This is a genomic window from Nocardia sp. NPDC051929 (genome assembly GCF_044548645.1).
Taxonomy (GTDB): domain Bacteria; phylum Actinomycetota; class Actinomycetes; order Mycobacteriales; family Mycobacteriaceae; genus Nocardia; species Nocardia sichangensis.
Window position 1 is genome coordinate 310,088 of the sequence record NZ_JBIUCG010000002.1, and the last position, 24,537, is coordinate 334,624.

22 protein-coding genes are annotated in these 24,537 nt (G+C 68.0%); 16 read left to right on the plus strand and 6 right to left on the minus strand.

The features are described 5' to 3' along the window. Positions 1-10: 10 nt before the first annotated feature. The gene (locus ACIHAX_RS03610; protein ID WP_397275618.1) at positions 11-1,396 is read right to left on the minus strand and encodes an APC family permease; all 1,386 of its coding nucleotides are present in this window, start codon (positions 1,394-1,396) and stop codon (positions 11-13) included. A gap of 102 nt (positions 1,397-1,498) precedes the next feature. After that, on the minus strand, positions 1,499-2,368 hold the full coding sequence (locus ACIHAX_RS03615) for a helix-turn-helix transcriptional regulator (RefSeq protein WP_355070013.1): 870 nt from the start codon (positions 2,366-2,368) through the stop codon (positions 1,499-1,501). A gap of 574 nt (positions 2,369-2,942) precedes the next feature. On the opposite strand from ACIHAX_RS03615, the gene ACIHAX_RS03620 reads away from it, so the two are divergent. From ACIHAX_RS03620 to ACIHAX_RS03630, 3 genes are all read left to right on the plus strand, one after another. Continuing rightward, on the plus strand, positions 2,943-3,614 hold the full coding sequence (locus ACIHAX_RS03620) for a PAS and ANTAR domain-containing protein (RefSeq protein WP_397275736.1): 672 nt from the start codon (positions 2,943-2,945) through the stop codon (positions 3,612-3,614). A gap of 305 nt (positions 3,615-3,919) precedes the next feature. After that, positions 3,920-5,035, plus strand: a complete 1,116-nt coding sequence (locus tag ACIHAX_RS03625) for a terpene synthase family protein (protein WP_364427061.1) — start codon at positions 3,920-3,922, stop codon at positions 5,033-5,035. A 115-nt stretch (positions 5,036-5,150) separates the two neighbouring features. After that, complete coding sequence (locus ACIHAX_RS03630) at positions 5,151-6,428, plus strand: diguanylate cyclase domain-containing protein (protein ID WP_356961371.1); 1,278 nt, start codon at positions 5,151-5,153, stop codon at positions 6,426-6,428. Between the two features lie 115 nt (positions 6,429-6,543). On the opposite strand, the gene ACIHAX_RS03635 is transcribed toward ACIHAX_RS03630, so the two are convergent. Continuing rightward, positions 6,544-9,966, minus strand: a complete 3,423-nt coding sequence (locus ACIHAX_RS03635) for a protein kinase (RefSeq protein WP_397275621.1) — start codon at positions 9,964-9,966, stop codon at positions 6,544-6,546. A 279-nt stretch (positions 9,967-10,245) separates the two neighbouring features. On the opposite strand from ACIHAX_RS03635, the gene ACIHAX_RS03640 reads away from it, so the two are divergent. From ACIHAX_RS03640 to ACIHAX_RS03650, 3 genes are all read left to right on the plus strand, one after another. After that, positions 10,246-11,061 carry an amidohydrolase family protein gene (locus ACIHAX_RS03640; protein WP_356961373.1) on the plus strand — a complete coding sequence of 272 codons (816 nt, stop codon included), beginning with the start codon at positions 10,246-10,248 and terminating at the stop codon, positions 11,059-11,061. A gap of 93 nt (positions 11,062-11,154) precedes the next feature. Beyond that, a complete protein-coding gene (locus tag ACIHAX_RS03645) occupies positions 11,155-11,535 on the plus strand; it encodes a DUF1304 domain-containing protein (RefSeq protein ID WP_356961375.1) in 381 nt (126 codons plus the stop codon). Positions 11,536-12,091: 556 nt separating this feature from the next. Continuing rightward, positions 12,092-12,451, plus strand: coding sequence for a DUF4254 domain-containing protein (locus ACIHAX_RS03650; protein ID WP_397275738.1), 360 nt, complete (start codon positions 12,092-12,094; stop codon positions 12,449-12,451). Positions 12,452-12,669: 218 nt separating this feature from the next. On the opposite strand, the gene ACIHAX_RS03655 is transcribed toward ACIHAX_RS03650, so the two are convergent. Both ACIHAX_RS03655 and ACIHAX_RS03660 read right to left on the minus strand, forming a co-directional pair. Continuing rightward, positions 12,670-13,278 carry a DUF4126 domain-containing protein gene (locus ACIHAX_RS03655; RefSeq protein WP_397275623.1) on the minus strand — a complete coding sequence of 203 codons (609 nt, stop codon included), beginning with the start codon at positions 13,276-13,278 and terminating at the stop codon, positions 12,670-12,672. A 176-nt stretch (positions 13,279-13,454) separates the two neighbouring features. Next, positions 13,455-14,159, minus strand: a complete 705-nt coding sequence (locus tag ACIHAX_RS03660) for a hypothetical protein (protein ID WP_397275625.1) — start codon at positions 14,157-14,159, stop codon at positions 13,455-13,457. A gap of 212 nt (positions 14,160-14,371) precedes the next feature. On the opposite strand from ACIHAX_RS03660, the gene map reads away from it, so the two are divergent. The 5 genes from map to ACIHAX_RS03685 all read left to right on the plus strand — a co-directional run bounded on the left by map (position 14,372) and on the right by ACIHAX_RS03685 (position 18,195). Beyond that, the gene (map, locus tag ACIHAX_RS03665) at positions 14,372-15,235 is read left to right on the plus strand and encodes a type I methionyl aminopeptidase (RefSeq protein WP_355070033.1); all 864 of its coding nucleotides are present in this window, start codon (positions 14,372-14,374) and stop codon (positions 15,233-15,235) included. 37 nt (positions 15,236-15,272) lie between these two features. Continuing rightward, the gene (locus tag ACIHAX_RS03670) at positions 15,273-16,811 is read left to right on the plus strand and encodes a cobyric acid synthase (protein WP_397275628.1); all 1,539 of its coding nucleotides are present in this window, start codon (positions 15,273-15,275) and stop codon (positions 16,809-16,811) included. Between the two features lie 141 nt (positions 16,812-16,952). Further along, positions 16,953-17,186 carry an AbrB/MazE/SpoVT family DNA-binding domain-containing protein gene (locus ACIHAX_RS03675; protein ID WP_364427036.1) on the plus strand — a complete coding sequence of 78 codons (234 nt, stop codon included), beginning with the start codon at positions 16,953-16,955 and terminating at the stop codon, positions 17,184-17,186. Continuing rightward, a complete protein-coding gene (locus ACIHAX_RS03680; protein WP_195149221.1) occupies positions 17,183-17,575 on the plus strand; it encodes a PIN domain-containing protein in 393 nt (130 codons plus the stop codon). The genes ACIHAX_RS03675 and ACIHAX_RS03680 overlap by 4 nt, the downstream gene beginning before the upstream one ends. A gap of 56 nt (positions 17,576-17,631) precedes the next feature. Further along, positions 17,632-18,195 (plus strand): alpha/beta hydrolase, encoded by a 564-nt coding sequence (locus tag ACIHAX_RS03685; protein WP_355070039.1) that lies wholly within the window; start codon positions 17,632-17,634, stop codon positions 18,193-18,195. Here the strand turns inward: ACIHAX_RS03685 and ACIHAX_RS03690 are convergent. Further along, entirely contained in the window at positions 18,175-19,236 is a 1,062-nt protein-coding gene (locus ACIHAX_RS03690) for an alpha/beta hydrolase (protein WP_355070041.1), read from the minus strand. The genes ACIHAX_RS03685 and ACIHAX_RS03690 overlap by 21 nt on opposite strands. Before the next feature lie 295 nt (positions 19,237-19,531). On the opposite strand from ACIHAX_RS03690, the gene mqo reads away from it, so the two are divergent. The 5 genes from mqo (at position 19,532) to cobO (ending at position 24,468) form a co-directional block, all read left to right on the plus strand. Next, the gene (gene mqo, locus ACIHAX_RS03695) at positions 19,532-21,046 is read left to right on the plus strand and encodes a malate dehydrogenase (quinone) (protein WP_397275631.1); all 1,515 of its coding nucleotides are present in this window, start codon (positions 19,532-19,534) and stop codon (positions 21,044-21,046) included. Positions 21,047-21,065: 19 nt separating this feature from the next. Next, positions 21,066-21,521 carry a GNAT family N-acetyltransferase gene (locus ACIHAX_RS03700; RefSeq protein WP_356961386.1) on the plus strand — a complete coding sequence of 152 codons (456 nt, stop codon included), beginning with the start codon at positions 21,066-21,068 and terminating at the stop codon, positions 21,519-21,521. Positions 21,522-21,677: 156 nt separating this feature from the next. After that, a complete protein-coding gene (locus ACIHAX_RS03705; protein ID WP_397275740.1) occupies positions 21,678-23,690 on the plus strand; it encodes a magnesium chelatase subunit D family protein in 2,013 nt (670 codons plus the stop codon). Next, a complete protein-coding gene (locus ACIHAX_RS03710; protein WP_397275633.1) occupies positions 23,687-23,833 on the plus strand; it encodes a hypothetical protein in 147 nt (48 codons plus the stop codon). The genes ACIHAX_RS03705 and ACIHAX_RS03710 overlap by 4 nt, the downstream gene beginning before the upstream one ends. Positions 23,834-23,853: 20 nt before the next feature. Then, positions 23,854-24,468, plus strand: coding sequence for a cob(I)yrinic acid a,c-diamide adenosyltransferase (cobO, locus tag ACIHAX_RS03715; protein ID WP_364427024.1), 615 nt, complete (start codon positions 23,854-23,856; stop codon positions 24,466-24,468). The last annotated feature ends 69 nt before the right edge of the window (positions 24,469-24,537 follow it).

Consider the following 24,537-nt stretch of genomic DNA (forward strand, 5'->3'; position numbering starts at 1 on the left):
CGATCGGTCACTAAGCGGATGACCCGCTGTCCAAGGGTTGTGCCCGCATGGCCCGAATGGCCAGGTAGTTCAGGCCCCACAGTGCGACCCCGATGGCCAGCAGCACGCCGGCGATGGCGTATTGCGCCGGATTGCGGTCGGTGAAGGGTGTGACGAGAAAGCCGCAGCTGAGCGCGCCGACGACCGGCAGCGGCGTCGGCGTCTTGAAGTGCTTGTGCGACACAGGGTCTCGGCGCAACACCAGCACCGCGACGTTGACCACCGTGAACACCGCCAGCAGAAGCAGGGCCGTGGTGCCACCGAGTTCGGGTACCTCGCCGACGAACAGGATCAACCCCAGCGCGAGCAGCGTGGTGAAGACGATGGCGGTGACGGGCGTCCGGCGCCGCTGGTGCACGCGGCCGAACGGCCGGGGCAACACGCCTTGACGGGCCATGCCGTAGATCAGTCGGCTGGCCATCAGCATGTTGATCAGCGCCGAATTGGCGACGGCGAACATGGTGATGTAGGCGAAGATGTGGGTCGGGAAGCTCGGCGCGCCGACCTGGACCACTTTGAGTAGCGGCGTGTCGCCTTCGCCGAGTTGGTCTGCGGGCACGAGTGCGACCGCGCTGATCGATACCAGCACGTAGATGAGCCCGGTGATGATCAGTCCCGCGAGCAGCACCTTCGGGAAGATGCGGGTGGGCTCCTTGCACTCCTCGGCCATGTTCACCGAGTCCTCGAAACCGACCATCGCGTAGAACGCGAGCGTGGTGGCCACGATGACGCCGCCGACCGCGTTGCGCTCCCCGGTGTCGAATTCGACGATGCGGGAGAAGTCGCCGTCGCCCACGCCCAATGCCCAGCAGCCGATCCCGATGACGATCAGCAGCCCGGTCAGCTCCACACAGGTGAGCACCACGTTGAGCTTGACACCCTCGCTCACCCCGCGCAGGTTGATCGCCGCCACCACGGCCATGAACAGCAGCGCGATCACCGTCACCGCGGTGCCGCTGCCGAGATCCGGATCGAAGGCCTCGGCGAAGTTGGCCGCGAAAGCCCGCGAGGCCGTGGACGCGGAAGTGATGCCGGAACTCATCACCGCGAAAGCGACCATGAACGTGAGGAAGTGGATGCCGAACGCTTTGTGCGTGTAGAGGGCCGCACCCGCGGCGTGCGGGTACTTGGTGACCAGCTCCAGATAGCTGAGACCGGTGATGAGCGCGACCAGGAACGCCACCAGGAAGGGCACCCAGACCGCCCCGCCGACTTCGTTGGCCACCTTGCCGGTGAGCGCGTAGATGCCGGTGCCGAGGATGTCGCCGACGACGAACAACAAGAGCAATCCCGGCCCCATTACCCGTTTGAGTTCGGGCCCGGAGTCGGACGTCGGATCGGCTGTGACTTCGGACATGCGTCCTCCCCTCGGCAGTAGGGCGAGGGTACCCATTCCGATACGGAATAGTCGTGCACCGGGCCGTATTTCGCCTGGATTTCACCTGCCAGGGGCGGGCTGCTAGCCCTCCCGATCCATCTGCCCCGCGGCCTCCACGATCATGGCCGCGGAGTCGCGCGGGCTCAGCGCCATGGCGCGCAGCTGGTCGAAGATCACGCCGAAGCGACGGATCTCGGAGTGGCCCTCGATCAGCTCGTCACCCGCGATGCCCTCCACATAGACCAGCTCGGGATCGGCGGGGTCGGGGAAGTCCAACAAGGTGAACGAACCCGCCATGCCGGGGTGCGCGCCCGCGTCGAACGGCAGGATCTGCAGGATTACGTTCTTGCGCTTGATCTCTTGCAGCAGTCGCTCGAGCTGCCCCCGCATCACCGCGGGCCCGCCGACGGTGCGGCGGATGGCGGCCTCGTCCAGGACGACCCAGAGTTCGAGCGGGTCGTCCTTGGTCAGGTTGACGGCGCGATCCATCCTCGCCTTCGCCCTACTCTCCATGACCGACGCCTCCAGCTTCGGCATGGAGGTGTCGATCACGGCGGTGGCGTACTCGTAGGTCTGCAAAAGGCCTGGAATGAAAGAGGTTTGGTAGTGCCGCGCGGACAACGCCTCGGACTCGAAATTGATGTAGGCGGCGTAGACCTCCGACACGCTGCCCTCGTAGGCGCGTGACATGCCGGGCTTCAGCGCGTCGGACAGCAGCTCCAGCGCGTCCTCGCGCTGCTCGTCGCCGATGCGGTAGAGGTCGAGCATCGCCATGAGGGTGCGCCGCTGCGGCCGCGCCTGCGCGGTCTCGATCCGGTACAGCGTGGTGACGTTGATCCCGGTCTTCGCGCTGACCTCTTCTTTGCTGAGCTGAGCGTTCTCGCGCATCTCGTGCAGCATCGCCGCCAGCCGCCGCAACCGGACGGTCAGTACGGTGCGCTTGCCTGCCATCAGTCCAACCCCTTCGGTGTGCGCACTTGCTGGAACGTGTTCTGACGTTCGACCTCGAATGCGGCCTGCGTGCAGCGGATCTGTGCCTGGTGTGGGCACAGCAACAGAGACTACCTCCCGTGATGCACCTTATGGTCGGTGTTTTCGTGTGCGTTTACGGCCGCTGGGCGATATCGCGGGGCGAACCGGACCGACCGCTCGGTTGCGGGGGTATGTGGAGACTCGCCGAACTGTGCGGAGCCGCTTTCCGGGCGGTGGGAACGCCACGCTCGAACGTGATCGCCGGACGACGCCGCGCGTCCGTGCGGGCCGGGAGAGGCCCGGCTGCCGCGCCTGGGCGACGCAACGCGGCCGGTGTGGATTCCGGCTCGGGGCGTGGGCAATAGCGCTGACCGCCCGGCATCACGCCCATTGCGGATTAATTGCCAATGCATTCATACATATGAACTAAGTCCATAGTGTCGAGCTAGAGGGCCTTTTCGTGATGATGCCGAAAGTTTGCCACAATTTGGTTTCATCTCGTGTTCCCGGCCGTGGCCCTCGGGCGCCGATGGATAATGACCGCGTGACGAGGATGGACGACCTCGCGCTGAGAAGCGCCTCCGCGATCGAGAGCGTCATCGCGGGCACGCCGCAGAGCGTGGGCAGCTTCCGCTTCTGGTTCGAGGATCAGCGATGGGAATGGTCGGACGCGGCGGCCGCGATATACGGCTACACCGAGGGGAGTGCGCGACCCAGTACGGAGCTGTTGCTGGCGCACAAGCATCCCGACGACCGCGCTCTCGTCGCCGAGTCCATCGCCTCCGCCGTGCGAACCGGTGAGCCGTTCTGCGGACGTCACCGCGTCATCGACACCGCCGGGCGCACCCATCACGTCATCGTCGTCGCCGATCGCATGCTCGACGACCAGGAGTCGGTGGTCGGCACCGCGGGCTATCTCATCGACGTGTCCGGCACACTCGAGGAGAACCGGCAGGAGATCCTCGACGACACGCTGCCCGAACTGGTGCAATCACGGGCGGTGATCGAGCAGGCCAAGGGTGTGCTCATGGTGGTCTACGGCATCAACGCCGAACAGGCCTTCCGGGTGCTGCAATGGCGCTCCCAGGAAACCAACATCAAGTTGCGGACCCTGGCGCAACAACTGGTCGGCGAGGTTCCCGCGATGGGTGGCGGTCCCGCGGCGCAACGGGCGCGCTTCGACCATCTGCTGCTGACCATGCACGACGTCCTGGCGTCGAAGTGAGCGCCGTACCGGTGACCGATACCCGATAGGCGGCCCTACGGGGAGGTCGCGTCCGGCGACATCGGCACCGGAGCACCCTGCGCGTCCCGTACCGGCCGCTTGCGTCCATGCGCCATGTCGACTCTCGAGCCGTGGCGCCGCGCTGCGGACCGAGCTCTCGTTTGCCGCGGTGTCGCCGTCGAATACGCGATGCACCAATGCCATTCAGGGCGCGAGTGTTGCGTGATCTTCGCCCTTCGACCGGTCCCACTACCGATAAGTCGGAGACAATTCATTAGAAGTAACCATAGTGGGAGGGAGTCGTTGTGGTCAGTGAGTACACATCGGCACTCGAGCGGGAGATCGTCGACATGCGCGGGCAACACGAGATGTTGCTGCGGACCGGGCGGCAGTGGTCGTTGCGCGCGATGTTCGGCACACCCGACTGGGACATCATCGACTACTGCCGCGACTTCCGGCCCAATCGGTTCGGGGAGCAAGCCTGTGCGGAGGTGGAACGTTTCTGCCGCGAGCACGGCATCTGGCTCGAGCCCGCGGGCCCGCACTACAACAGCATGACGCCCTATCTGCACCCCGGCGCCGTCAGCGCCGAGCGGATGACGATCATCGGCCTGTACAACGCGATCCTGTTCTGGCTCAACGACACTGTCGGCCGGGAGAAGTTCGGGCACCTCGGCGACGACGAACAGCGACAGGCGCGGGTGGCGATCGATCGGCTGTGCGCGCTCCTGTGCACGGGGTCGGCACCGGCGGACGCCACCCCGTTGGAGACCTCGACCTCGGCGTTCCTCACGATGCTGTCCGCCCGCGCGGACGCGGACTGGCTCGATCGGTTCATCGAAGCCACCGTCGCGCACCTGCGGCCCGCGATCCAGGACCAGAACGCCCGGGCGCGCGGCGGGTTGCTCAGCGTCGCGGAGTACATCGATCTGCGGGCTCAGGTCTCGGGTATGTACCCGGCGATCGCGCTGTGCGAGTTCGGCCGGGACGACTATCTGCCCTGGGAGCTGATCCGGCGGACGGGGCTGGCCGGGGACCTCCTCCGGCTGCGGGTGCTGACCGTCGAGATCGGCGCGTTGATGAACGACGTGTTCTCCTTCGAGAAGGAGTGCATTGTCGATCTGGCGGATTTCAACTTGATTCCCGCGGTGTTGCTGAACCACCCCGGATACTCGCTGGAGGACGCCGTGCGGGGCGCCACGGAGATCGTGCGCGCGCGCCTGGCCGAGTTCCGGGAACTGTGTGCGGTCGCCACCGAACGGTGCGACCGACTGGCAGCGGTGGACGCCGCCTTGGCGTCCACCGTCGCGACCCACCTCGCCGATCTGGTCGCCTGCGTCCAGGCGACCTGGGTCTGGCAGGTGAAGACTCTGCGGTACAAGGGGGCGTCGATCTTCCGGGAGAACGGGTTGCAGTTATAGCTCCACTCTCACCATTCCTGGGAATGCTTCCAGGCGGCAGTACTCGACGGTCTCGAACATGTGTGGATACGATGCGTCGGGGGCTATCTCCGGCCTGAATGGTGAGGGGGTTGCGGTGGAACAGATCGAACTCGCCAGGATGGCGAACATGTGGTGGCGCGCTCTGCAGGCCGTCGCCGGTGGGTCCGCGTCTGTACCGGACCCCGAGCTCGCGCTACTCGGGATGGTCGAGGAGCTGGCTTCCGGCTTGGAAGCCGAACCCTTCGACGCGAGCGTCGGCAGGCGTGTCGGCGCGTCGCTGGCCTCCGCGGGACTCGACGACCCGGCCGTGCCCAGTACGTCGGCCCAGGTCCTGTACGGGCTGGCCGAACAGGCGACGGCTCCGGAGGCCGGCCGACGGCTCGCGGCGCTGCTCGCGGAGGTCGGTCAGGGATACGAAGCCCAGCGGCGCGCGAACGAGGACGCGCACCGATCCGATGACGAGCGGTTCCGTGTGGTGTTCGACAACGCAGCGATCGCGATCGCCATCGGTGACACCGACGGTACGTTGCTGGATGTCAACCGGGGTCTGGCCGAGATGATCGGAGTCCCGGTGGAAAGCTTGCGCGGGGTGTCGGTCTACGACTTCGCGCACCCCAACGACCGCGAGGGCATCCGCACGCTGGTGTACGAGAAACTGGTCCCGGCCGGTGCGGGCACGGTGAAACTGGAACAGCGCATCCGGCGCGCCGACGACAGCTACGGGTGGGCGTCGTTCGCCATCACCTTCGTCAAGGGCGCGGAGGGGCAGAGCGATTACCTGCTCGCGGTCGGCGAGGACGTCACCGAACAGCACCGGATGCGCGAGGAACTGCACCGGCAGGCCCGGCACGATCCGCTCACCGGACTGCCGAACCGGCGGCATCTCATCGAACGGATCGACGCGATGATCGACGAGGCGCGCAACGGGGATCGGGCGGGATTGTGTTTCGTCGACATCGACCGCTTCAAGCACATCAACGACCGCTACGGCCACGGCACAGGTGACCAGATATTGACCGCGGTCGCCGGACGTCTGCAGGATAGTGTGCGCGGATCCGGGTGTCTGGTCGCCCGCATCGGCGGGGACGAGTTCGTCGCGCTGATCCCGCCGCCCGCCAGCGATCACCGGGTGGCCACCGTGGCGAACAGCCTGCTCGAGGCGCTTGTCGACCCGATCACGGCCGGTGACCGGCGACTACGCATGTCGATCAGCATCGGCGCGGTCGTCACCGCGGTCGCGGGCGCGGACGCCGAATCGCTGCTCGACGCGGCCGACACCGGCCTCTACCGAGCGAAGGCCGACGGCAAGGGCCGGTGGGTGTTGCACATTCTGGACACCGACACTTCGCTCGGTCCGCAACCGGTGTTGTGAGGGGCGGAAGCGATCCACCGCCCGTCGGCGCGAACTGTCGCGGCCGAGCGATGTCCGGCGTCCGCGTTCGAGCAGAGGTAGCGCGGCGGGTGGCGACTCAGGCGGCCGATGGCGCTCAGCGGGCCAGCAACCTGCGCAGAAACGCGGGCGGGATCATCGGTCGTTCCTCGTCCCAGAGGCCTTCGCGCAGGTCGTAGTCCAGGCTGTGCAGCAACGACATGATCCAGGGGCCCTCGTCGAGCAGCGGCCGGATGAGACCGGCATCGGCGTACCGGACCACTACCGGGGCCAGCTCGTCCTTGGCCGCTTCGGTCTTTCCCGCCGCCGCGAGGCAGGAGGCGAGCAGCAGCGATGCCTGTGCCGCGGCGCGGGGACGTCGATCGGGGTCGATCGAATCCCGCAGCTGACGGGCGCGCGTGGACGCGGCGGTCACCCTTTTGGCGGCCCCCGAACGCAGCAGCATGCGGATAGCGGAGTCCTCACGCATTTCCGCGGCCATCGTGGCGATACCGCCCTCTCCGGCCGGCGGTTCGGTGACGTAGGTGGCCGTCAGGCCCAGCCGGACCTGCTCGTTGGCCACGCGGGTGGCCAGGCGCGGCAGCTTCATGGCCCGCGCCAACTCGGCGCCTTCGTCCAGCCGTCGCGCGGCGGCGGCCAGGTCACCGCGCAGGGCTTTGATCCGCGCGCCGGTGGCGTAGTTGGCCATCAGCAGGTCGACCGGGCCGCCCTCGGTGCCGAGCCTGCCCGCTTCGTCCAGCAGGCGCTCGGCCGCGGCGAGCTGGTCGCGTTCGTAGAGCAGCTCGCCGAGCAGGGCGCCGGCCAAGCGAGCGGCATAAGACCGCGGGCCCGACGAGGTGGTGGATATCTCGACCGCCGTGCGGAAGCTGTGTTCCGCCGTGGCGATGTCGAGTTGTTCCCTGGCCGCGATGCCGACCAGGCAGTGGCTGTACATCAAGGTGAATGTGCTGCGGTTCTTGCGATAGAAGGGGGTGGCCCAGTCGTTCCACTCCCGTGCCCGCTCGTAGTCGAACTTGGTGATCGCGGAGAACGCGGCGAGGTTGGCGGCCGCGCACAGCGCCCACGGCCCCAACGTGTCGGCCCGGGCCAGGCATTTGCCGACCACGGCGTCCAGTCCTTCCGGGTGGTCGCCGAAGGCGCGCTCCACGCTCTCGATGAGGTCGGCTTCGAGCGCGACATCGGGATCTGCGGCGGGCTCGTTCTCCAGCGACGCCCGTACCAGCCGTAACGCGGCATGCAGTTCGGTGGGCCGCCGCAGCAGCACGTGCGTCCAGGCGACACCGACCTGAAGCATGGGGCGGCTGGCGGCGATGCCGGGCGGGAGCTTGTCGAGCAGTCCCAGGAACGTGGCGAGCTGCCCGTCCTGCACCAGAGCGCGGGATTTCGCCTCGAGGAGGTCTGCGGCCATGTCGCCGTCGTCGGCGGCCAGCGCGTGGTCGATGGCCTCGCTGAGCATCCTGTTGTCGCCGAACCACGAGGCTGCCTTGCAATGCAGTTCGCGCACGCGCTCGGGATGGTCGCGCTCGAGGCGCTGGCGCAAGAACTCCGCGAACAGATGGTGGTAGCGGAACCATTCGCCGCCTTCGTCGACGCGGCGCAGGAACAGGTTACGGCGTTCGAGATTCTCGAGGAGGGCCTGCCCGTGCGGGTCCCCGGTCAGCGCCGTGGCGAGGCCGCCGGAGATCCGTTCGGGAAGCGAGGTGGCGAGCAGGACCTCGCGCAGTTCGGGCTCGACGGTGTCGAGCACGTTCTCGGCCAGGTACTCCGCGATGGCGTGATGACGCCCGGACAGGTGGGCGATCAGCGAGGCCGGATCGGGATGCTCACGCAGCGACAGCGAGGCCAGCTGCAAGGCCGCCGCCCAGCCCTCGGTGTAGTCGCGCAGCTCGGCGCTCTCGGTGTCGGCCAGGGTGAGACCGGTCTGCTCGGTGAGGAAGGCCCGCGCCTCCCCGGCGTCGAAACGCAGTGCGGCGGCGTCGATTTCGACGAGTTGGTGACGAACGCGCAGGGTGCCGAGCGGCAGGCCCTCCAGCGATCGGCTGGTCAGGATGATCTGCAGGTGCCGCGGCCCCTGGTCGATCAGGTAGAGCAGGGCATCGACAGCGGCGGGGTCGGTGATCCGGTCCCAGTCGTCGATCACCAGGGCGAACCGCTCGTCGCGTTCGTCGATGGCGTTGATCAGCGTGGTGAGCACGTAGCGCGCTGCGCTGGTGTCGCCCTCTTCGAGGACCGGGGCAAGGCCGGGCGCCAGCGCGGGGCTCACGCGGTTGAACGCCTCGATCAGGTGGGTCAGCAACCACACCACGTTGTTGTCGTCGCGGTCGACGTTCAACCAGGCCACGGCCACTTTCTCGGTGTCGGCGAGACGCTTGGCCCACTGGGCCGCGAGCGTGCTCTTGCCGAACCCGGCCGGGGCGTGGATGACGGCGAGGCGGGGCCGCGGCTCGGTCTGCAACGCGTCGATGAGGCGCTCGCGCTGGACCAGCGGCCGGGTGGGCATCGCCGGGCGGAACTTGGTCTCGGGTGTCGGCGGCGTCTTGGGGTGGGGAGTGGGAAAACGCGCTGTGGCGGTGAGCGGCCGCGTGCTGAGGTCTTCGGGCGCGGGCTGCTCGCCGGTGGGCAGGGTCATGTGCTCGACCGGCATGTCGTTACCGCGCTGGATCTCGCGCAACATCTCGCCGAAGGCGGCGGCCGAGGGCGGACGATCCGCGGGATTGTGCGCCATGCTGGCCTCGATGGCGGCCGCGACCTCGTCGGGGATGCCGTCGAGCCGCAGGTCCGGCAGCGGATCGGCGGAGATGCGCAGGAACTGCGCGACGATCTGCTCACCGGAACGTCGCTCGTAGGCCGCGTGGCCGGTGATCATGGCGAACAGCGTCGCGCCGAGCCCGTAGACGTCCGAGGCGACGGACGGAACGCCGGAGCGCAGCACCTCCGGGGCGGTGAACGCGGGCGAGCCGGTCACCACTCCCGTGGTGGTCTCGAAACCACCTTCGACGCGGGCGATCCCGAAATCGGTCAGTTGCGGCTCGCCGTAGTCGGTGAGCAGGACGTTCCCCGGTTTGATGTCGCGGTGCAAGATCCCGGCCCGGTGCGCGGTCTCCAGAGCGCCCGCCAGCTTGACGGTGATCCCGATCGCCTCGGGCAACGGCAGAAAGCCTTCCCGGCGGATACGGTTCTCCAGCGAACCGTGCGAGTGATACGGCATCACCAAGTAGGGGCGTCCGCTGCGGGTGGTGCCCACTTGGAGGATCGGCACGATGTTCGGATGCCCGGACAGGGCGCCCATGGCCTGCTGCTCGCGCAGGAATCGCTCGACGTTCTCCGGCTCCAGATCCGGCCGGGCGGTGAGGACCTTGACCGCGACGCTGCGGTTCAACGCCCGCTGCCTGCAGCGGTAGACGACGCCGAACCCGCCTTTGCCGATCACTTCGGGGTCGTCGAGACCCGCGCCCTCCAGTTCCCGCTCGATACCTGGAGGTCGATCGTGCTGTGTGGCGAACGGGTCCGAACCTGCCATGGCCCTGCTCTTGTCGGCTGTCTGTGGTCCTGCGGTAGATACCCAGTTTATGCCCAGCGAACCCTTTCCCTGGTTATTACGGCTGATATAGACCATGAGGTGGGAAGGGTATTATCGTCGGTTTCGGGGGCGGGCGCGGTGTGGCTGACGTGACTCGGCAATATCTGTACGTCGCGATGGAAGTCGCTGTCTCGCACCGTTTGTCGCGAAAGTACCTTTCCACGACATACGTCGTAGCGGGGGTGTCCGGGGCGCTATGACGTATGTCAGAATCCGCGCATGACCATCGACGTCTGGGCGCAGCATCCGACTCGGCGATTCCTCGCCCACGACATGTTCGCCTCGCTGCGGCGGTGGACCGGGGCCGTTATACCGACCGACGAGATCCCGTTGTCGTTCACTCTCGACGCGATGGATGCCGCAGGCGTCGACCGAGCGCTCATCTCGGCGTGGCACGCGCCGGAAGGCGTCCTCATCTCCAACGACGAGGTCGCGGCCTGGGCGGCCGAGGCGCCGGAGCGCCTGCTCCCCATCGCGTCGGTGGATCTGCGCAGGCCGATGGACGCGGTACGGGAGCTGCGCCGCCGCGTGGACCAGGGCTTCAAGGGGCTGCGGGTGCTCCCGTGGCTGTGGGAAGTGCCCCCGACCGATCGGCGCTTCTATCCGTTGTTCGCCGCGTGCGTCGATGCGGGAATCCCGTTCTGCACGCAGGTCGGGCACACGGGACCGTTGCGGCCGTCGGAAACCGGGCGCCCCATCCCGTACATCGATCAGGTCGCGCTCGACTTCCCGGAGCTGACGATCGTCTGCGGGCATATCGGCTATCCGTGGACCGAGGAGATGATCGCGGTCGCGCGCAAGCACGAGAACGTCGTCATCGATACCTCGGCGTACACGACGAAACGCCTTCCCGCGGAACTGGTGTCGTACCTGAAGTCCGGTAGCGGCCGCCGCAAGGTGTTGTTCGGTACGAATTATCCGATGATCTTCCCGCAGCACGCGCTCGACGGCCTCGCCGCGCTCGGCCTGGACGACGAGACTCGCGAGCTGTACCTGGGCGGCAATGCCCGACGCGTTTTCGGACTGGCCGGTTGACCGACTAGCGCGGCGGCGTGTCGGCGGTGTGTTGCGCGGCGTTCCGCGGCTGGGGGCCATAGGATTCCCCGGCGCGCATCGTGAGGAGGTCGAATGCTCTGGGTCGTACAGGTGTTCGCCGTCGCGGCCGCCCTACTCCATGTCGGCATCTTCGTCATGGAGTCCGTGCGGTTCGGCGACCCCAAGGTGTACCAGGGGGTATTCCGGGTTTCCGGAGCCGAACTGCCCGCGGCGCGGCCGTGGGCGTTCAATCAGGGTTTCTACAACTTGTTCCTCGCGGTGACGACACTGGTCGGCGTGGCCATCCTGCGGACGGTGCCCGCGGCGGGATGGGCGCTGGTGCTCGCCGGCTGCGGATCGATGCTGGCCGCGGCGGTGGTGCTGGTGGCGCACGACCGCCGGTTCGCCAGGGGCGCGGTGGTGCAGGGCGCCTTGCCCGCGCTGACGTTGCTCGCCGCCGTGACCCAGCTGTGAACGTGGCCGCGTAGTCGGGCCAGCGGCTGAGGATCGGTGCGACGCTTCGGTATCGGCGCGCGTGGCAAGGCGACCGCGAGGGGCTTCCCACGTCGTAAGGAAGATCGACAGCGCACTGTCGGCTACCGAACGTGCACAGCAGTGGGCGAATTCGTGTGCACGGGCCGGCGACCGGCCGAGCGGGCGGCCGGAAATGGGGAACGAGTGGTGGTGCTCGTCAGCGCCGACCGGCGCCGGAAGCGCTCGATCGGTGAGCCGAAAAAGGTTGCGACCGGTCTGCTCTGGGCCTCCGCGCGCCGTATGGAGCCCTTGACCGCAGAAATGCAGACGCAATCTTGCGTTCTTGCATCTGTACGTGCATGATCCAGCTAGCCTAGTTGTGACAACCCATCCGATGGCCGGGATAACCGAATCGAGAGCCAATTATGTTGGTACAAAGAGCGTTGGGGTCGGGTCAACTCGGAGTGCGGCGGTGAGCGCGCCGACGGTCGGCGCCTTACCGACCGCGCCGCAATTGCTGTGCGCTTTCCAGGGACGGCGTTTCCAAGACCGGGAACTGCTGCGGTCCGCACACGCACTCGCCGAGCTGCACCAGCGCCGCGCGCAGGTGGTGGACGCCGCACTCATCGCCGAAATCGACTGCCGGCGACTCGAACTGGTCGACGACATCAACGACTGGGTCGCGCAGGAGATCCCGCAGCATCGCAACGGCGCGTCGTTGCACACCGAAAGCCTCGGCGCCGTGGTGGACCGGATGGCGCGTAGCTGGGTGGATGCCAATCAGGTCATCCACATCGAGGGCGGGCGCAGCGACAATACCCATAAACATTGGTACCAACTGGCCGAGCTCGTCGACGGGTACACTGACCTGGTAACCGACGTGGCCGGTGGCCGCCGCCGTTTGCCCGAACAATGAGTTCGTCGCGACGGTGGTCTCGTCCGCGGTAGTGACACTGCCCCGCAGCGTCACTCGTCCGAATGGCGACGTCCCGGCGCCGAGTCCCACGACCGGCGGCTCCAGCCGGGCGCTCATGTCGCCGGCACAGTGACGGCGGGCGCAACGGGGCGCCCCGCCCGGCGTGCCGCGTGGTCGACTGGCGCGGCACGCCCGTGACGGATTCGCCTGCGTGGCAATTATTCAGCGACTCCGACTCGGTTGCCCGCGCGCGCTGCCCGGCGGGCGCGCCGCCGGCGCAGATAGCGACGGATCCGGCTCGCGCAGAAGTACACCAGCGCCAGACCGATGACGAGCAGCACCGCCGCGATCACCGCCGCCGCCAGAGGGTGGAACACGGCCAGGGTGACCACACCCGCGACGGTCACGTCCTCGGCGGTGCTGACCACGATGTTGCTGGCGGGCTCGGGCGAGGTGTTGACGGCCATGCGCGTTCCGGCCTTCACCAGGTGGCTCACCAGCGCGGCGGTACCGCCCACCGCGCCGGCGGCGAGCTGCGGCAGCGAACCGTCCTGTCCGGCCAGCAGAGCCGCGACCACGGCGCCCGCGATCGGCCGCACCACGGTGTGCAGAGCGTCCCAGAACGAGTCGAGATACGGGATCTTGTCCGCCACGGCCTCGATCAGGAACAGCGCTGCCGCCGCGATCAGGACATCGGTGCGCTGCAATCCATCCGGTACCGAATCGGTGAATCCGAACCGGCCCAAGATTCCGAGCAGCAGGACCACCGCGTATGCGTTCACTCCGCTGGCCCAGCCTGCGGTGAAGATGAGAGGTAGTGCGGACACGCGCCCATGGTAGGGCGACCGGGAGTGCAGTGTCGGCGGCGTGATCTCGTTGCCAGGCTGCCGAGCCGAACAAGGGGGTGGACTCCGCTGCCCGGCGCGGCTACCGGGTTGGGCGACCCTACATGCTCGACTCGGAGGCAGTGCATGCCCATTCCGTACGATCACGGACCGGCAGGCTAGCCGAGGTCCCTGCGGCCCTGCTCGATGAAGTCGCTCACCAAAGAATCGAGCCTGTTGATGAAATTCATGAGCACCGTATCGAGGGCGGCGCCGTCGAGCTTCCGTTCATCGCTGTCGGAAGGGGCCTCGGTCCTGACCGTATATTTCTGCACGAAGGGCATGTAGTGCTTGTCCAGCAATTCTTTGGTCTCTTCGGGAAATTTGGCCAACAGGTGGATCATGTCTTCGCTGGATGTCATGGAGGCCATATAGAGAGTGGACAGGAACTTGTTCATGCGCTGGCTGAACTCGACTGTCGCCGAGCGGAAGCCGTCGAGGTTGTCCACGCGAAGGAGACCGGCCATCTTTCCCGTCTGCTCCACGAAATTGAAAGTGCTCGCAAGAAATTCGTAGTATGACTTTTGGCGATTCTCGCGAGTCACCTGTATCAACGCTAGTTGCTGGTCTCTGTCTGCCTTGTTGACCGTGACGTACACGGCCGCCGACGCCGACACGACACTGGAGATCAGCGCAGCGCACAGGGCCGCTATGAGCGCGTAGCGTCCACTTCTGGTGGTCGCGTCCGCCTCGCGCGGGAGCACGTCCTCTTGCGCGGCCTTCGCGGTCGTGGAGTTTTCCTCGGACTGGTCGGGGGGTATCTCGGGCGACGAAGCCGCTTCATTTCTGTCTCGGTGCGGTGGAGGAGCTGGTTCAGTGGCCATTTTCACTCCCACCGGAAGAGGGCTTTCGGTCGACAGATGATCTTATGTGGACGGAGGACGTGGTCGGCGGAATTACTCGCTCGGGTGTCGCCTGTGCCGACGTGCCGGGATAGCTCGTTCCGAGGGTGTGCCGATCAGCACGGTGCCCGTGGTCCGGCCCTGTCCCCGGAGGCCCTCGGCACCGCTGGTGTCGGCCGATTACGCTGTTCGCTATGTCTGTCCGCACCCGCAAGCCTCTCGTTCCCGGTACGTTGTCGCCCACCCGTGAAGTCCCGCGCGCCATCGAGCGCCCGGAATACGCGTGGAAGAAGACCGCCAACGAGGGACGCGAGCCCTGGGTGCAGACCGCCGAGACGATCGAGAAGATGCGCATCGCGGGCAAGATCGCCGCGCAGGCGCTGGAGGAGGCGGGTAAGGCGGTCGCCCCCGGTGTCACCACCGACGAGCTGGACCGCATCGCGCACGAGTACATGTGCGACCACGGCGCCTACCCGTCGACCCTCGGTTACAAGGGTTTCCCGAAGTCGTGCTGCACCTCGCTGAACGAGGTCATCTGCCACGGCATTCCGGACTCGACCGTGATCGAGGACGGCGACATCGTCAACATCGACGTCACCGCCTACATCGACGGCGTGCACGGCGACACCAACAAGACCTTCCTCGCCGGTGACGTCGACGAGGAGGTGCGCCTGCTCGTCGAGCGGACCGAGGAGGCCACCATGCGGGCCATCAAAGCGGTGCGTCCCGGTCGGGCGCTGAACGTGATCGGCCGCGTCATCGAGTCCTATGCCAACCGTTTCGGCTACGGCGTGGTGCGCGACTTCACCGGCCACGGCGTCGGCCCGACCTTTCACAGCGGGCTCGTGGTGCTGCACTACGACCAGCCCGCGGTGGAGACCATCATCGAACCCGGCATGACGTTCACGATCGAGCCGATGATCAACCTCGGCGGCATCGACTACGAGATCTGGGACGACGGCTGGACCGTGGTGACCAAGGACCGCAAGTGGACCGCGCAGTTCGAGCACACCTTGGTGGTCACCGATTCCGGGACCGAGATCCTGACCCTCCCGTGACCGGAGGCCCGGCCGTGCGCCGGAAGACCGGCCCGCGATGAAGGGCGCGCTGCTGGTCGCGGGCACGACCTCGGACGCGGGGAAGAGCGTCGTCGTGGCCGGGATCTGCCGGATGCTGGCGCGGCGCGGCGTGCGGGTCGCGCCGTTCAAGGCGCAGAACATGTCCAACAATTCCGTGGTCACGCTCGACGGCGGGGAGATCGGGCGGGCGCAGGCGTTGCAGGCTCAGGCATGCGGGCTGGAGCCCAGCGTGCGGTTCAATCCTGTCCTGCTCAAGCCCGGCAGCGACCGCCGTTCCCAGCTGGTGGTGCGGGGCAAGGCGATCGGCACCGTCGGCGCCGAGGACTACTTCCGGCATCGGCGGGAATTGCGCGATGTGGTCGCCGCGGAACTCGCCGCGCTGCGCGCCGAATTCGACGTGGTCGTCTGCGAAGGCGCCGGATCGCCCGCCGAGATCAACTTGCGCGCGACGGATCTGGCGAACATGGGCCTCGCGCGCGCGGCGGGCCTGCCGGTGCTGCTGGTCGGGGACATCGATCGCGGCGGCGTGCTCGCCCACCTGTTCGGCACCGTCGCCATCCTGGAACCCGAGGACCAGCAACTGATCTCGGGTTTCATCGTGAACAAGTTCCGCGGCGCGGTTGAGCTGCTACAGCCGGGACTGGAGCGTCTCACCGAACTCACCGGTCGCCCGACCCTCGGTGTGCTGCCGTACGCCGAAGACCTCTGGATCGACGCGGAGGACTCGCTGGGCACCCTCGCCGACGCGCCGGTGGGCCGCCCCCGGCCGCCGGTGGGCGAGGAATGGCTGACCGTCGCCGCGATCCGGCTGCCGCGCATCTCCAACTCCACCGACGTCGAGGCGCTTGCCTGCGAACCGGGCGTCGCGGTGCGCTGGGTGACCGAGCCGTCCCGGCTGGCGAACGTCGATCTGGTGGTGCTGCCCGGCAGTAAGGCGACGGTGTCGGATCTGCGGTGGTTGCGGCGTACCGGCATCGCCGACGCGCTGGTGGCGCGCGCCGCCGCGGGCGGGCCGATCCTGGGCGTGTGCGGCGGATACCAGATGCTCGGCACCCGCGTTCTCGACCGCGTCGAGTCCGGCGCCGGCGCGGTGGACGGGCTCGGGCTGCTCGACCTCACCGTCGATTTCGCCGAGTCGAAGGTGTTGCGCCGCAGCGCGGGGCACGCGGCGGGCGTCGCCGTGCGCGGTTACGAGATCCATCACGGCCGCGTCACGCATCGCGGCGACCCGGCGTGGCTCACGATCGACCGCGAGCCGGAGGGCAGCGTCCGCGGCGCGGTGTGGGGCACACACCTGCACGGGCTGCTCGAGTCCGACGAGTTCCGCCGCGGGTGGCTCCGCGCGGTCGCCGCCGCGGCAGGCCGGTCGGGATTCGCTGTGGCCGAAGATGTTTCGGTCGCGGGGGTGCGCGCCGCGCAACTCGATCTGCTGGCCGACCTGATCGAAGGTCACCTCGACCTCGCCGCGCTCGAGCGCCTGGTCGCCGAGGGCGCGCCCGCCGGTCTGCCGATCATGGCCACCGACGTGGTGCTCGCGAGCGACCGTATCGGTTGACGGGAGCCACCCCGCGCCTTACCTTGCAGTAAGGAATTCGGCTCCAGGTAAGGCTGGGTCGAGCGAGTGCGGTCGGGTGCGAGGATGATGGCGGCGGAGAAGAGACCCAACAGCCGAGGGGGCAATGTGGTGTCGGCGACGGTGACCAGTAAGGGGCAGATCACCATCCCGATCGACGTGCGTGTGGCGATGGGATTGCGTACCGGAGTGCGGGTCGCCTTCGTCCCCACGCCCAGCGGCACCTACGAACTGGTGCCCGAAACGCGCACGATCAAGTCGCTGAAGGGCATCGTGGGCTGGTCCGGCTCGCCGATCGGCCTCGGGGAGATGAACGAGGCCATCGCGGGCAACGTGGTGGAAGGGAAGGCGCAATGATCGGCCTGGACGCGAACGTGCTGATCCGCTACCTCACCCAGGACGACCCGGAGCAATCCGCCCGCGCCAATCAGGTGATCGACGGGCTCAGCGAGAGCAAACCCGGCTACATCACGATGATCGTGCTCGCCGAGATCCACTGGGTGCTGCGCCGCGGCTACAAACAGGATCCCGAAGCGGTCACCGACGTGTTGCTCGGACTGCTCGATTCCAGCGAGATCGTGGTCGAGCGCGCCGACACCGTTCGCCAGGCGCTGCGCCGGGCCGCCGACGGCGCGGACTTCGCCGACGCGCTGATCCAGCAGCTCGGCCAGGAGGCCGGGTGTGACCTGACCGTCACCTTCGACCACAACGCAGGTGAGCGGGCCGGGATGCGCCTGCTCGCCTGATTCCGCCACCCCGGACCCGCCGCCACGGCGCCGCGAGCCGTGTAGCGTGAATCGGCATGGAATCTCGGCAGATCACGGTGGGTGACCGGGCGTGGACCGTGCGGATCGACGGACCGGAATCCCGGCACAGCGTGCTGCTGCTGCCCGACGCGGGCGAGCCGGCGGACGTCTTCGATCGGGTGTGCGCTCGCCTGCACACCTCGGATCTGCGCACCTTCGCGGTGGAGTCGATCGACGGCCTCGACGCGGCCGGTGTGACCGCGATCCTCGATGAGCTGGGGTTGCCGTGGGTCAACGTGGCCGGATGCGGCGCGGGTGCCGTGCTGGCCTGGCAGGCGTGCGCACACGGCTTCGGCCGCTTCCAGAGCCTGGTCGTGGCCGATCGCGGCCACCCGGCGACTCCCGGCGCCGACGGAACGGTGGTGGATGCGTCCACCGGTCCGGTCGAGGTGCCCACCACGCTCTTGGTGACCAAGAATCTGCCGCGCTCGGTGGCCGACACGTCGGGGCGGTTCGTCTACGGCGAATTCCGGGTGGTCGAGGTCGACGTCACCGACGTGGCCACCGAAGCCGACCACGAGCTGGCCACCGAGATCGTGCTACGCACCAGCCTCTGGTGACTTCGCGCCCTGGTAGTCCGCGAGCCAGTCGAGCCAGCTGTCGAGCTCGCGGAACGCCTGGGCCAGCGGTTCCGGGCCGGACAGGAACACGTCGTGCTTGGCGCCGTCGATCGGCACCATGTTGGTGCGGTCGCCAAGGCAACCCGACCAGCGCTGGATCTGTTTGACGTCGAGCACCGCGTCGGCCACGGCCACGGCGGGACCGTACTGTTTGGCGAACTTGGTCATCCGGGAGCGCAGGATCAGGGAGGGCACCCCGATGTCCAGGCCCTGGTGCAGCCGCGCGTGGCCGTTGCGGATCGCGCGCAGCCAGCCGAGCCGGACTGGAAAGCCCTGCAACGGCTTCCAGTCCAGGTTGTACTCCCACTCACCGGACGCCGAGTGGTGCAGGCTGTCGCCGTAGGTGCTGATCTTGCCGCCGGGCAGCTGGACCATCTTCCGGAACCGTCCCACGGCCTTGATGATCGGCGTTCCGATGCTCCGGTAGTACGCGGGACCCTGCAGGTCGAACCACGGGCTGTTGAGCACGACGCCGGTGATCCCCGCGGCGGCCGTGCCCTGGGCCCGATTGAGCCGGTCCAGCCACAGCGACACGACCAGGCCGCCGGTCGAGTGGGCGTTGAGCACGACGGGAGCACCGGTCTCGGCCCGGACGATCCGCAGCGACTCCGCCAGCTCGCGGTCGTAGAAAGCGAGATCCGTCACATAGTGGGGGGTCTGCCCTTCACGCAGCGACCGCCCGCATTTACGCAGGTCGAGAGCATAGAACTGGAACCCGCGCGCGGTGAAGTGCTCGGCCAGGTGCTCCTGGAAGAAGTAATCGGTGAAGCCATGGACATAGAGCACCGCGCCCGCGGTCTGCTCGACGTCGCCGGACGGGACGTAGCGCACCAGCGTGGCGACCACCTCGCCCTCACCGTCGGGGTCGGGACCGAGGTCCAGCGTGCGCTGCTGATAGTGCGGGCCGAGGACGTCGGGGCGCCAGCCTGCGCCATCCGGGGAGGTGCTGACCGGCTCGGCAAGCGACTGTTCGTTCGTCACGCGACCAATCTATTGGACGGTGTCGAACGCGGACAGTCCGCGGCCGCCGCCCGGCCGCCGAAGTGACGACCGTCTCTGTCGCATTCCGCACATTCTGCAGGTTCGCTGCGGGGTGGCGGCGTGGTGAGGTGCACAATTGGGCTTAGGTGAACGGCGGGTAACCTGACTCCCGCCATGCCGTTCGGAACCGGCGGACGCCGGAACCGAGCCACAACTACACCGTGCCCAGGCTGGTCCACCCGCCCGGTGGGCCCGCGCAGACAAGGAAGTCGATCTACCCGTGCCGAACGCTGCCATGACTGAAAAGACCGATGTAGTACTCATCGGTGCCGGCATCATGAGTGCCACCCTCGGCGCGCTGCTGCGGCAGCTGCAGCCGGACTGGTCGATCTCCCTGTTCGAGCGGCTCGACGCCGCCGCCGCGGAGAGCAGCGATCCGTGGAACAACGCGGGCACCGGACACTCGGCGCTGTGCGAGCTGAACTACAGCCCGCAGCGGCCCGACGGCTCGGTGGACATCACCAAGGCCGTCGACATCAACGAGCGCTTCCAGGTCTCCCGCCAGTTCTGGTCCTACGGCGTGGAGAACGGCATCCTGCGCGATCCGTCCGCCTTCATCAACCCCATCCCGCACGTCAGCTTCGTGCACGGCGCCGACGACGTGCAGTACCTGCGCAAGCGGTACGAGGCGCTGGCGCCGCACCCGCTGTTCGAGGGCATGGAGTACGTCGACAGCCCCGACGAGTTCTCCCGCCGCCTGCCGCTGATGGCGCGCGGGCGCGACTTCTCCGATCCGATCGCGTTGAACTGGACCGACGGCGGCACCGACATCGACTTCGGCTCGCTCACCCAGGAACTGCTCGCCTACCTCGGCGCCTCCGGCGCCGACCTGGCCTTCGGGCACGAGGTGCGTGACCTGTCCAAGCAGTCCGACGGATCATGGCTGGTCACGGTCCGCAATGTACGCACCCGTGAAAGTCGCACGCTGATCAGCAAGTTCGTCTTCGTCGGCGCGGGCGGCGGCGCGCTGCCGCTGCTGCAGAAGGCGAATATTAAGGAAGCGAAGGGCTTCGGCGGGTTCCCGGTGAGCGGTCAGTTCTTCCGCTGCGTGAACCCGGCGCTGATCAACCAGCACGAGGCCAAGGTGTACGGCAAGGCCGCGGTCGGCGCTCCGCCGATGTCGGTGCCGCACTTGGACACTCGCGTCATCAAGGGCAAGCCGGGCCTGCTGTTCGGCCCGTACGCGGGCTGGACGCCGAAGTTCCTCAAGGATGGCAAGAACACCGACCTGTTCAAGTCGGTGCGGCCGAACAACATCTTCTCGCTGCTCGGCGTCGGCGTCACCGAACTCGGCCTGACCAAGTACCTGGTCAGCGAGCTGCTGAAGTCGGAGGCGGGCAAGGTGATCACGCTGTCGGAGTTCATCCCGCGCGCCGAGGCCAAGGACTGGGAGCTGATTACAGCGGGCCAGCGCGTGCAGGTGATCCGGCGCAAGGGCGCGGGTGGCGTGCTCGAGTTCGGCACCGCCGTGATCGCCGCCCAGGACGGCACGATCGCCGGTCTGCTCGGCGCGTCCCCGGGCGCTTCCACCTGCGTGACCGCAATGCTGGACGTGCTGCAGCGGTGCTTCCCGCAGGAGTACGCCGAATGGACGCCGAAGCTGAAGGAAATGGTGCCCTCGCTGGGCGTCAAGCTCTCGGAGGACCCGGCGCTGTTCCACGAAGTGTGGGATTGGACCTCCAAGGCGCTCAACCTCGTCGACGGCGGCGACAACACGCCGAGACGTGCAGGGGTCGCGGCGAACGCCTAGGTTGTGATAGCAAGGCGCGATGATGTCAACGGTTGCTCTCAAACGCTCCTGGGCGCAGGATCTCGATACCGCGACGCTCTACCAGCTGTTGAAACTTCGCGTCGAAGTCTTCGTCGTCGAACAGAAGTGCGCGTACCCCGAACTGGACGGGAAGGACCTGCTTCCCGAGACCCGGCACTTCTGGCTCGATGACGAGGGCGAGGTCATCGCCACGCTGCGGTTGTGCGAAGAGCACCGCGACGGTGTGAAGAGCTTCCGCATCGGCAGGCTCTGCACCGCGGTCCCCGCTCGCGGACACGGGTACACCACGCGACTGCTGCAGGCGGCGCTGGCCGAGGTGGGTTCGGCGACGGTGCGCCTGAGCGCGCAGAGCTACCTGATCGACCTGTACACCAAGCACGGCTTCAAGGTCGACGGCCCGGAGTTCGAGGAAGACGGCATCGCGCACGTGCCGATGCGCAGGGGAGGCGAGTAGCCACTCCACCCGCCATTCGCACCCGCTCCGGAAGTCTCCGGGGCGGGTGCGGCGCTTTCGGGGCCCGCCCGCATCGGTTCTGAATCGAAGGGCCCTGTCGGATGGGTGCGGGCGCGCCCTTAGAGTTGGGGCGTGTCCCTGTCCCATGCCGAAACAGTGCCTACGTCCGATCAGCGCGGCCGAACACTTTCCACCTCGGACGGTGAGGCGGGATTTCCCTTCTCGGCGGTGGTCGGGCAGGAACGGCTGCAACTGGCGCTGATTCTCTGCGCGGTGCATCCCGGTATCGGCGGCGTGCTGGTGCGCGGCGAGAAGGGCACCGCGAAATCGACCGTGGTGCGCGCGCTGGCGCAGTTGCTCCCGCCGGTGGTGGACGAGACCGGCGCCCGGCCCGCTCGCTTGGTGGAGTTGCCGGTGGGTGCGACCGAGGACCGCGTGGTCGGCTCGCTGGACTTGGAGCGGGTGCTGCGCGACGGGGAGCAGGCGTTCCGTCCCGGCCTGCTGGCCGCCGCCCATCACGGTGTGCTGTACGTCGATGAGGTCAATCTGCTGCACGACCATCTGGTGGACGTGCTGCTGGACGCCGCGGCGATGGGCCGGGTGCACATCGAGCGCGACGGTGTGTCGCATTCGCACCCGGCGCGATTCGTTCTGGTCGGCACCATGAATCCAGAAGAGGGCGAGCTGCGTCCACAGCTGCTGGATCGATTCGGCCTGACCGTGGACGTGGCCGCCTCCCGGGACGTGGACGTGCGCATGGCGGTGGTGCGCCGCAGGCTGGACTACGAGGCCGACCCGGCCCGATTCGCCGCCGGGTACGCCGAGGCCGACCAGGAAGTGGCCGAACGGATTCTCGCCGCTCGCGACCGGCTGGGACAGGTGGCGCTCGACGATGTGGAGCTGCGCCGGATCGCCGCGCTGTGCGCCGCGTTCGACGTCGACGGCATGCGCGCCGACCTGGTCGTCGCGCGCACCGCGACAGCGCACGCCGCATGGCGCGGCGGCGACGCGGTGACCGAGGACGACGTGCGGGTGGCCGCCGAACTGGCGTTGCCGCACCGGCGCAGGCGCGATCCGTTCGACGAGCCCGGCATCAGCGAGCAACAGCTCGACGACGCCATGCGCGACGCCGCCGCGGAGGCGCAACGCGAACAGCCGTCGTCCGCGCAGCAGGACGCCGGGGAGGCCGACGGTGCGGTGACGGACGACGAAAGACGGGCTCGTCCCGGGGACGCCCCGGACGACCCCCTACCGCCGGAAGGTCCGGGCGGAGGCCATGAAGACCCGTCGCCGCCGGACGGTCCGGGTGGCGGGCGCTCGGGTGAAGGTCATACCGGCATACCGGTTTCCGCTGGTGCGCGGACACCGCGCTGGGAAGTGCCCGGAGTCGGCGAGGGCGCTCCGGGGCGCCGCTCACGCGCGGAATCCCGGCACGGGCGAGCGGTGCGTTCCAGCACCGACACCTCCTCGGGGCTGCACCTGCTCGGCACCGTGTTCGCGGCCGCGCCGCATCAGCATGCGCGCGGGCGGGCCGCCGGGCCGTTGCGGCTGGCTGCCGAGGACCTCCGTGGTGCGTATCGGGAAGGCCGCGAAGGGAATCTGGTCGTGTTCGTCGTCGACGCCTCCGGCTCGATGGCCGCCCGCGACCGGTTGTCCGCGGTCACCGGCGCGGTCGTCACGCTGCTGCGCGATGCCTACCAGCGCCGCGACAAGGTCGCCGTCGTCACCGTGCGGGGTGCCGAGGCCGAACTCGTGCTGCCGCCCACCTCGTCGGTCGACATCGCGGTGCGCCGGTTGTCCGGGATGCGCACGGGCGGGAAGACGCCGCTGGCCGCGGGCCTGCTGAAGGCGCGCGAGATCGTGCTGCGCGAGCGGGTGCGGGATCCGCGCCGCAGGCCCATGCTGGTGCTGCTCACCGATGGCCGCGCCACCGGTGGCGCCGACCCGGTTCCCCGCGCCCGTGCCGCGGCCCGCTTGCTCGCCAGGGACGCGGTCACCTCGATCGTGGTCGACTGCGAACGCGGCATGATCCGCCTCGGTCTCGCCGCGGATCTGGCTCGCGACCTGCGCGGCGGATATCTGCGGTTGGCCGAGCTGACCGGCGATTCGGTCGCCGATGTCGTGCGGTCGAGTTCCGCACGCCCGAGTGGTGCGGTTCGAGCGGCGTGACCGCGACTTTCGATCGGCGTGTCCACTACGTGCCGCTCGGCGGCACTCGCCTGGTGGGCGGCGCGATCGGTCGAGCGAGCACGCGCCCGTTCGGTCCGGGCCGGTTGTGTGAGGTCGTGGCTTCCGACCTGGACACGCTGTAGGTCGAGAGCAAGGAGATTCGATGCCCAAGGGTGTTCCCGAGACCGTTCCCGACGACGGACTGACCACGCGGCAGCGGCGCAACCAGCCGGTGCTCGCCGTGCACACGGGGCCGGGCAAGGGCAAGTCGACGGCCGCGTTCGGGATGGCGCTGCGGGCCTGGAACCAAGGTTTCGACGTCGCGGTGTTCCAATTCGTGAAGAGCGCCAAATGGAAGGTCGGGGAGGAAGCCGCCTTCCGCGCTCTCGGCACACTGCACGAGCAGACCGGCGCGGGTGGGCCGGTCGAATGGCACAAGATGGGCGAGGGCTGGTCCTGGACCCGCAAACAGGGCACCGAAGACGACCACGCCGCGGCCGCGCTGGCGGGCTGGCAGGAGATCGCCCGCCGCCTGGGAACCGAACAACACCGCTTCTACGTCCTCGACGAATTCACCTACCCCCTCAAATGGGGCTGGGTGGACACCGCCGAAGTAGTCGAAACCCTCCGCACCCGCCCCGGAAACCAACACGTCGTCATCACCGGCCGCGACGCCCCCCAACCCCTCCTCGAAGCCGCCGACCTGGTCACCGAAATGACCAAACTCAAACACCCCATGGACGCGGGCCGCAAAGGCCAACGAGGCATCGAATGGTGATCTCCGCGAGTGGCACATGGCTGCGGCGAATCGCGAGAGGGCCGCACGAGGGTGTACCACTCGTGAAGC

Bases quoted from the DNA above. Each gene is read 5' to 3' on its own strand.
- ACIHAX_RS03680 (WP_195149221.1), top strand. From the start codon at position 17,183: ATGATCGGCCTGGACGCGAACGTGCTGATCCGCTACCTCACCCAGGAC.
- ACIHAX_RS03670 (WP_397275628.1), top strand. From the start codon at position 15,273: ATGAAGGGCGCGCTGCTGGTCGCGGGCACGACCTCGGACGCGGGGAAG.
- ACIHAX_RS03660 (WP_397275625.1), bottom strand. From the start codon at position 14,159: ATGGCCACTGAACCAGCTCCTCCACCGCACCGAGACAGAAATGAAGCG.
- ACIHAX_RS03700 (WP_356961386.1), top strand. From the start codon at position 21,066: ATGATGTCAACGGTTGCTCTCAAACGCTCCTGGGCGCAGGATCTCGAT.
- ACIHAX_RS03610 (WP_397275618.1), bottom strand. From the start codon at position 1,396: ATGTCCGAAGTCACAGCCGATCCGACGTCCGACTCCGGGCCCGAACTC.
- ACIHAX_RS03645 (WP_356961375.1), top strand. From the start codon at position 11,155: ATGCTCTGGGTCGTACAGGTGTTCGCCGTCGCGGCCGCCCTACTCCAT.
- ACIHAX_RS03615 (WP_355070013.1), bottom strand. From the start codon at position 2,368: ATGGCAGGCAAGCGCACCGTACTGACCGTCCGGTTGCGGCGGCTGGCG.
- mqo (WP_397275631.1), top strand. From the start codon at position 19,532: ATGACTGAAAAGACCGATGTAGTACTCATCGGTGCCGGCATCATGAGT.
- ACIHAX_RS03635 (WP_397275621.1), bottom strand. From the start codon at position 9,966: ATGGCAGGTTCGGACCCGTTCGCCACACAGCACGATCGACCTCCAGGT.
- cobO (WP_364427024.1), top strand. From the start codon at position 23,854: ATGCCCAAGGGTGTTCCCGAGACCGTTCCCGACGACGGACTGACCACG.
- map (WP_355070033.1), top strand. From the start codon at position 14,372: ATGTCTGTCCGCACCCGCAAGCCTCTCGTTCCCGGTACGTTGTCGCCC.
- ACIHAX_RS03640 (WP_356961373.1), top strand. From the start codon at position 10,246: ATGACCATCGACGTCTGGGCGCAGCATCCGACTCGGCGATTCCTCGCC.
- ACIHAX_RS03685 (WP_355070039.1), top strand. From the start codon at position 17,632: ATGGAATCTCGGCAGATCACGGTGGGTGACCGGGCGTGGACCGTGCGG.
- ACIHAX_RS03620 (WP_397275736.1), top strand. From the start codon at position 2,943: ATGGACGACCTCGCGCTGAGAAGCGCCTCCGCGATCGAGAGCGTCATC.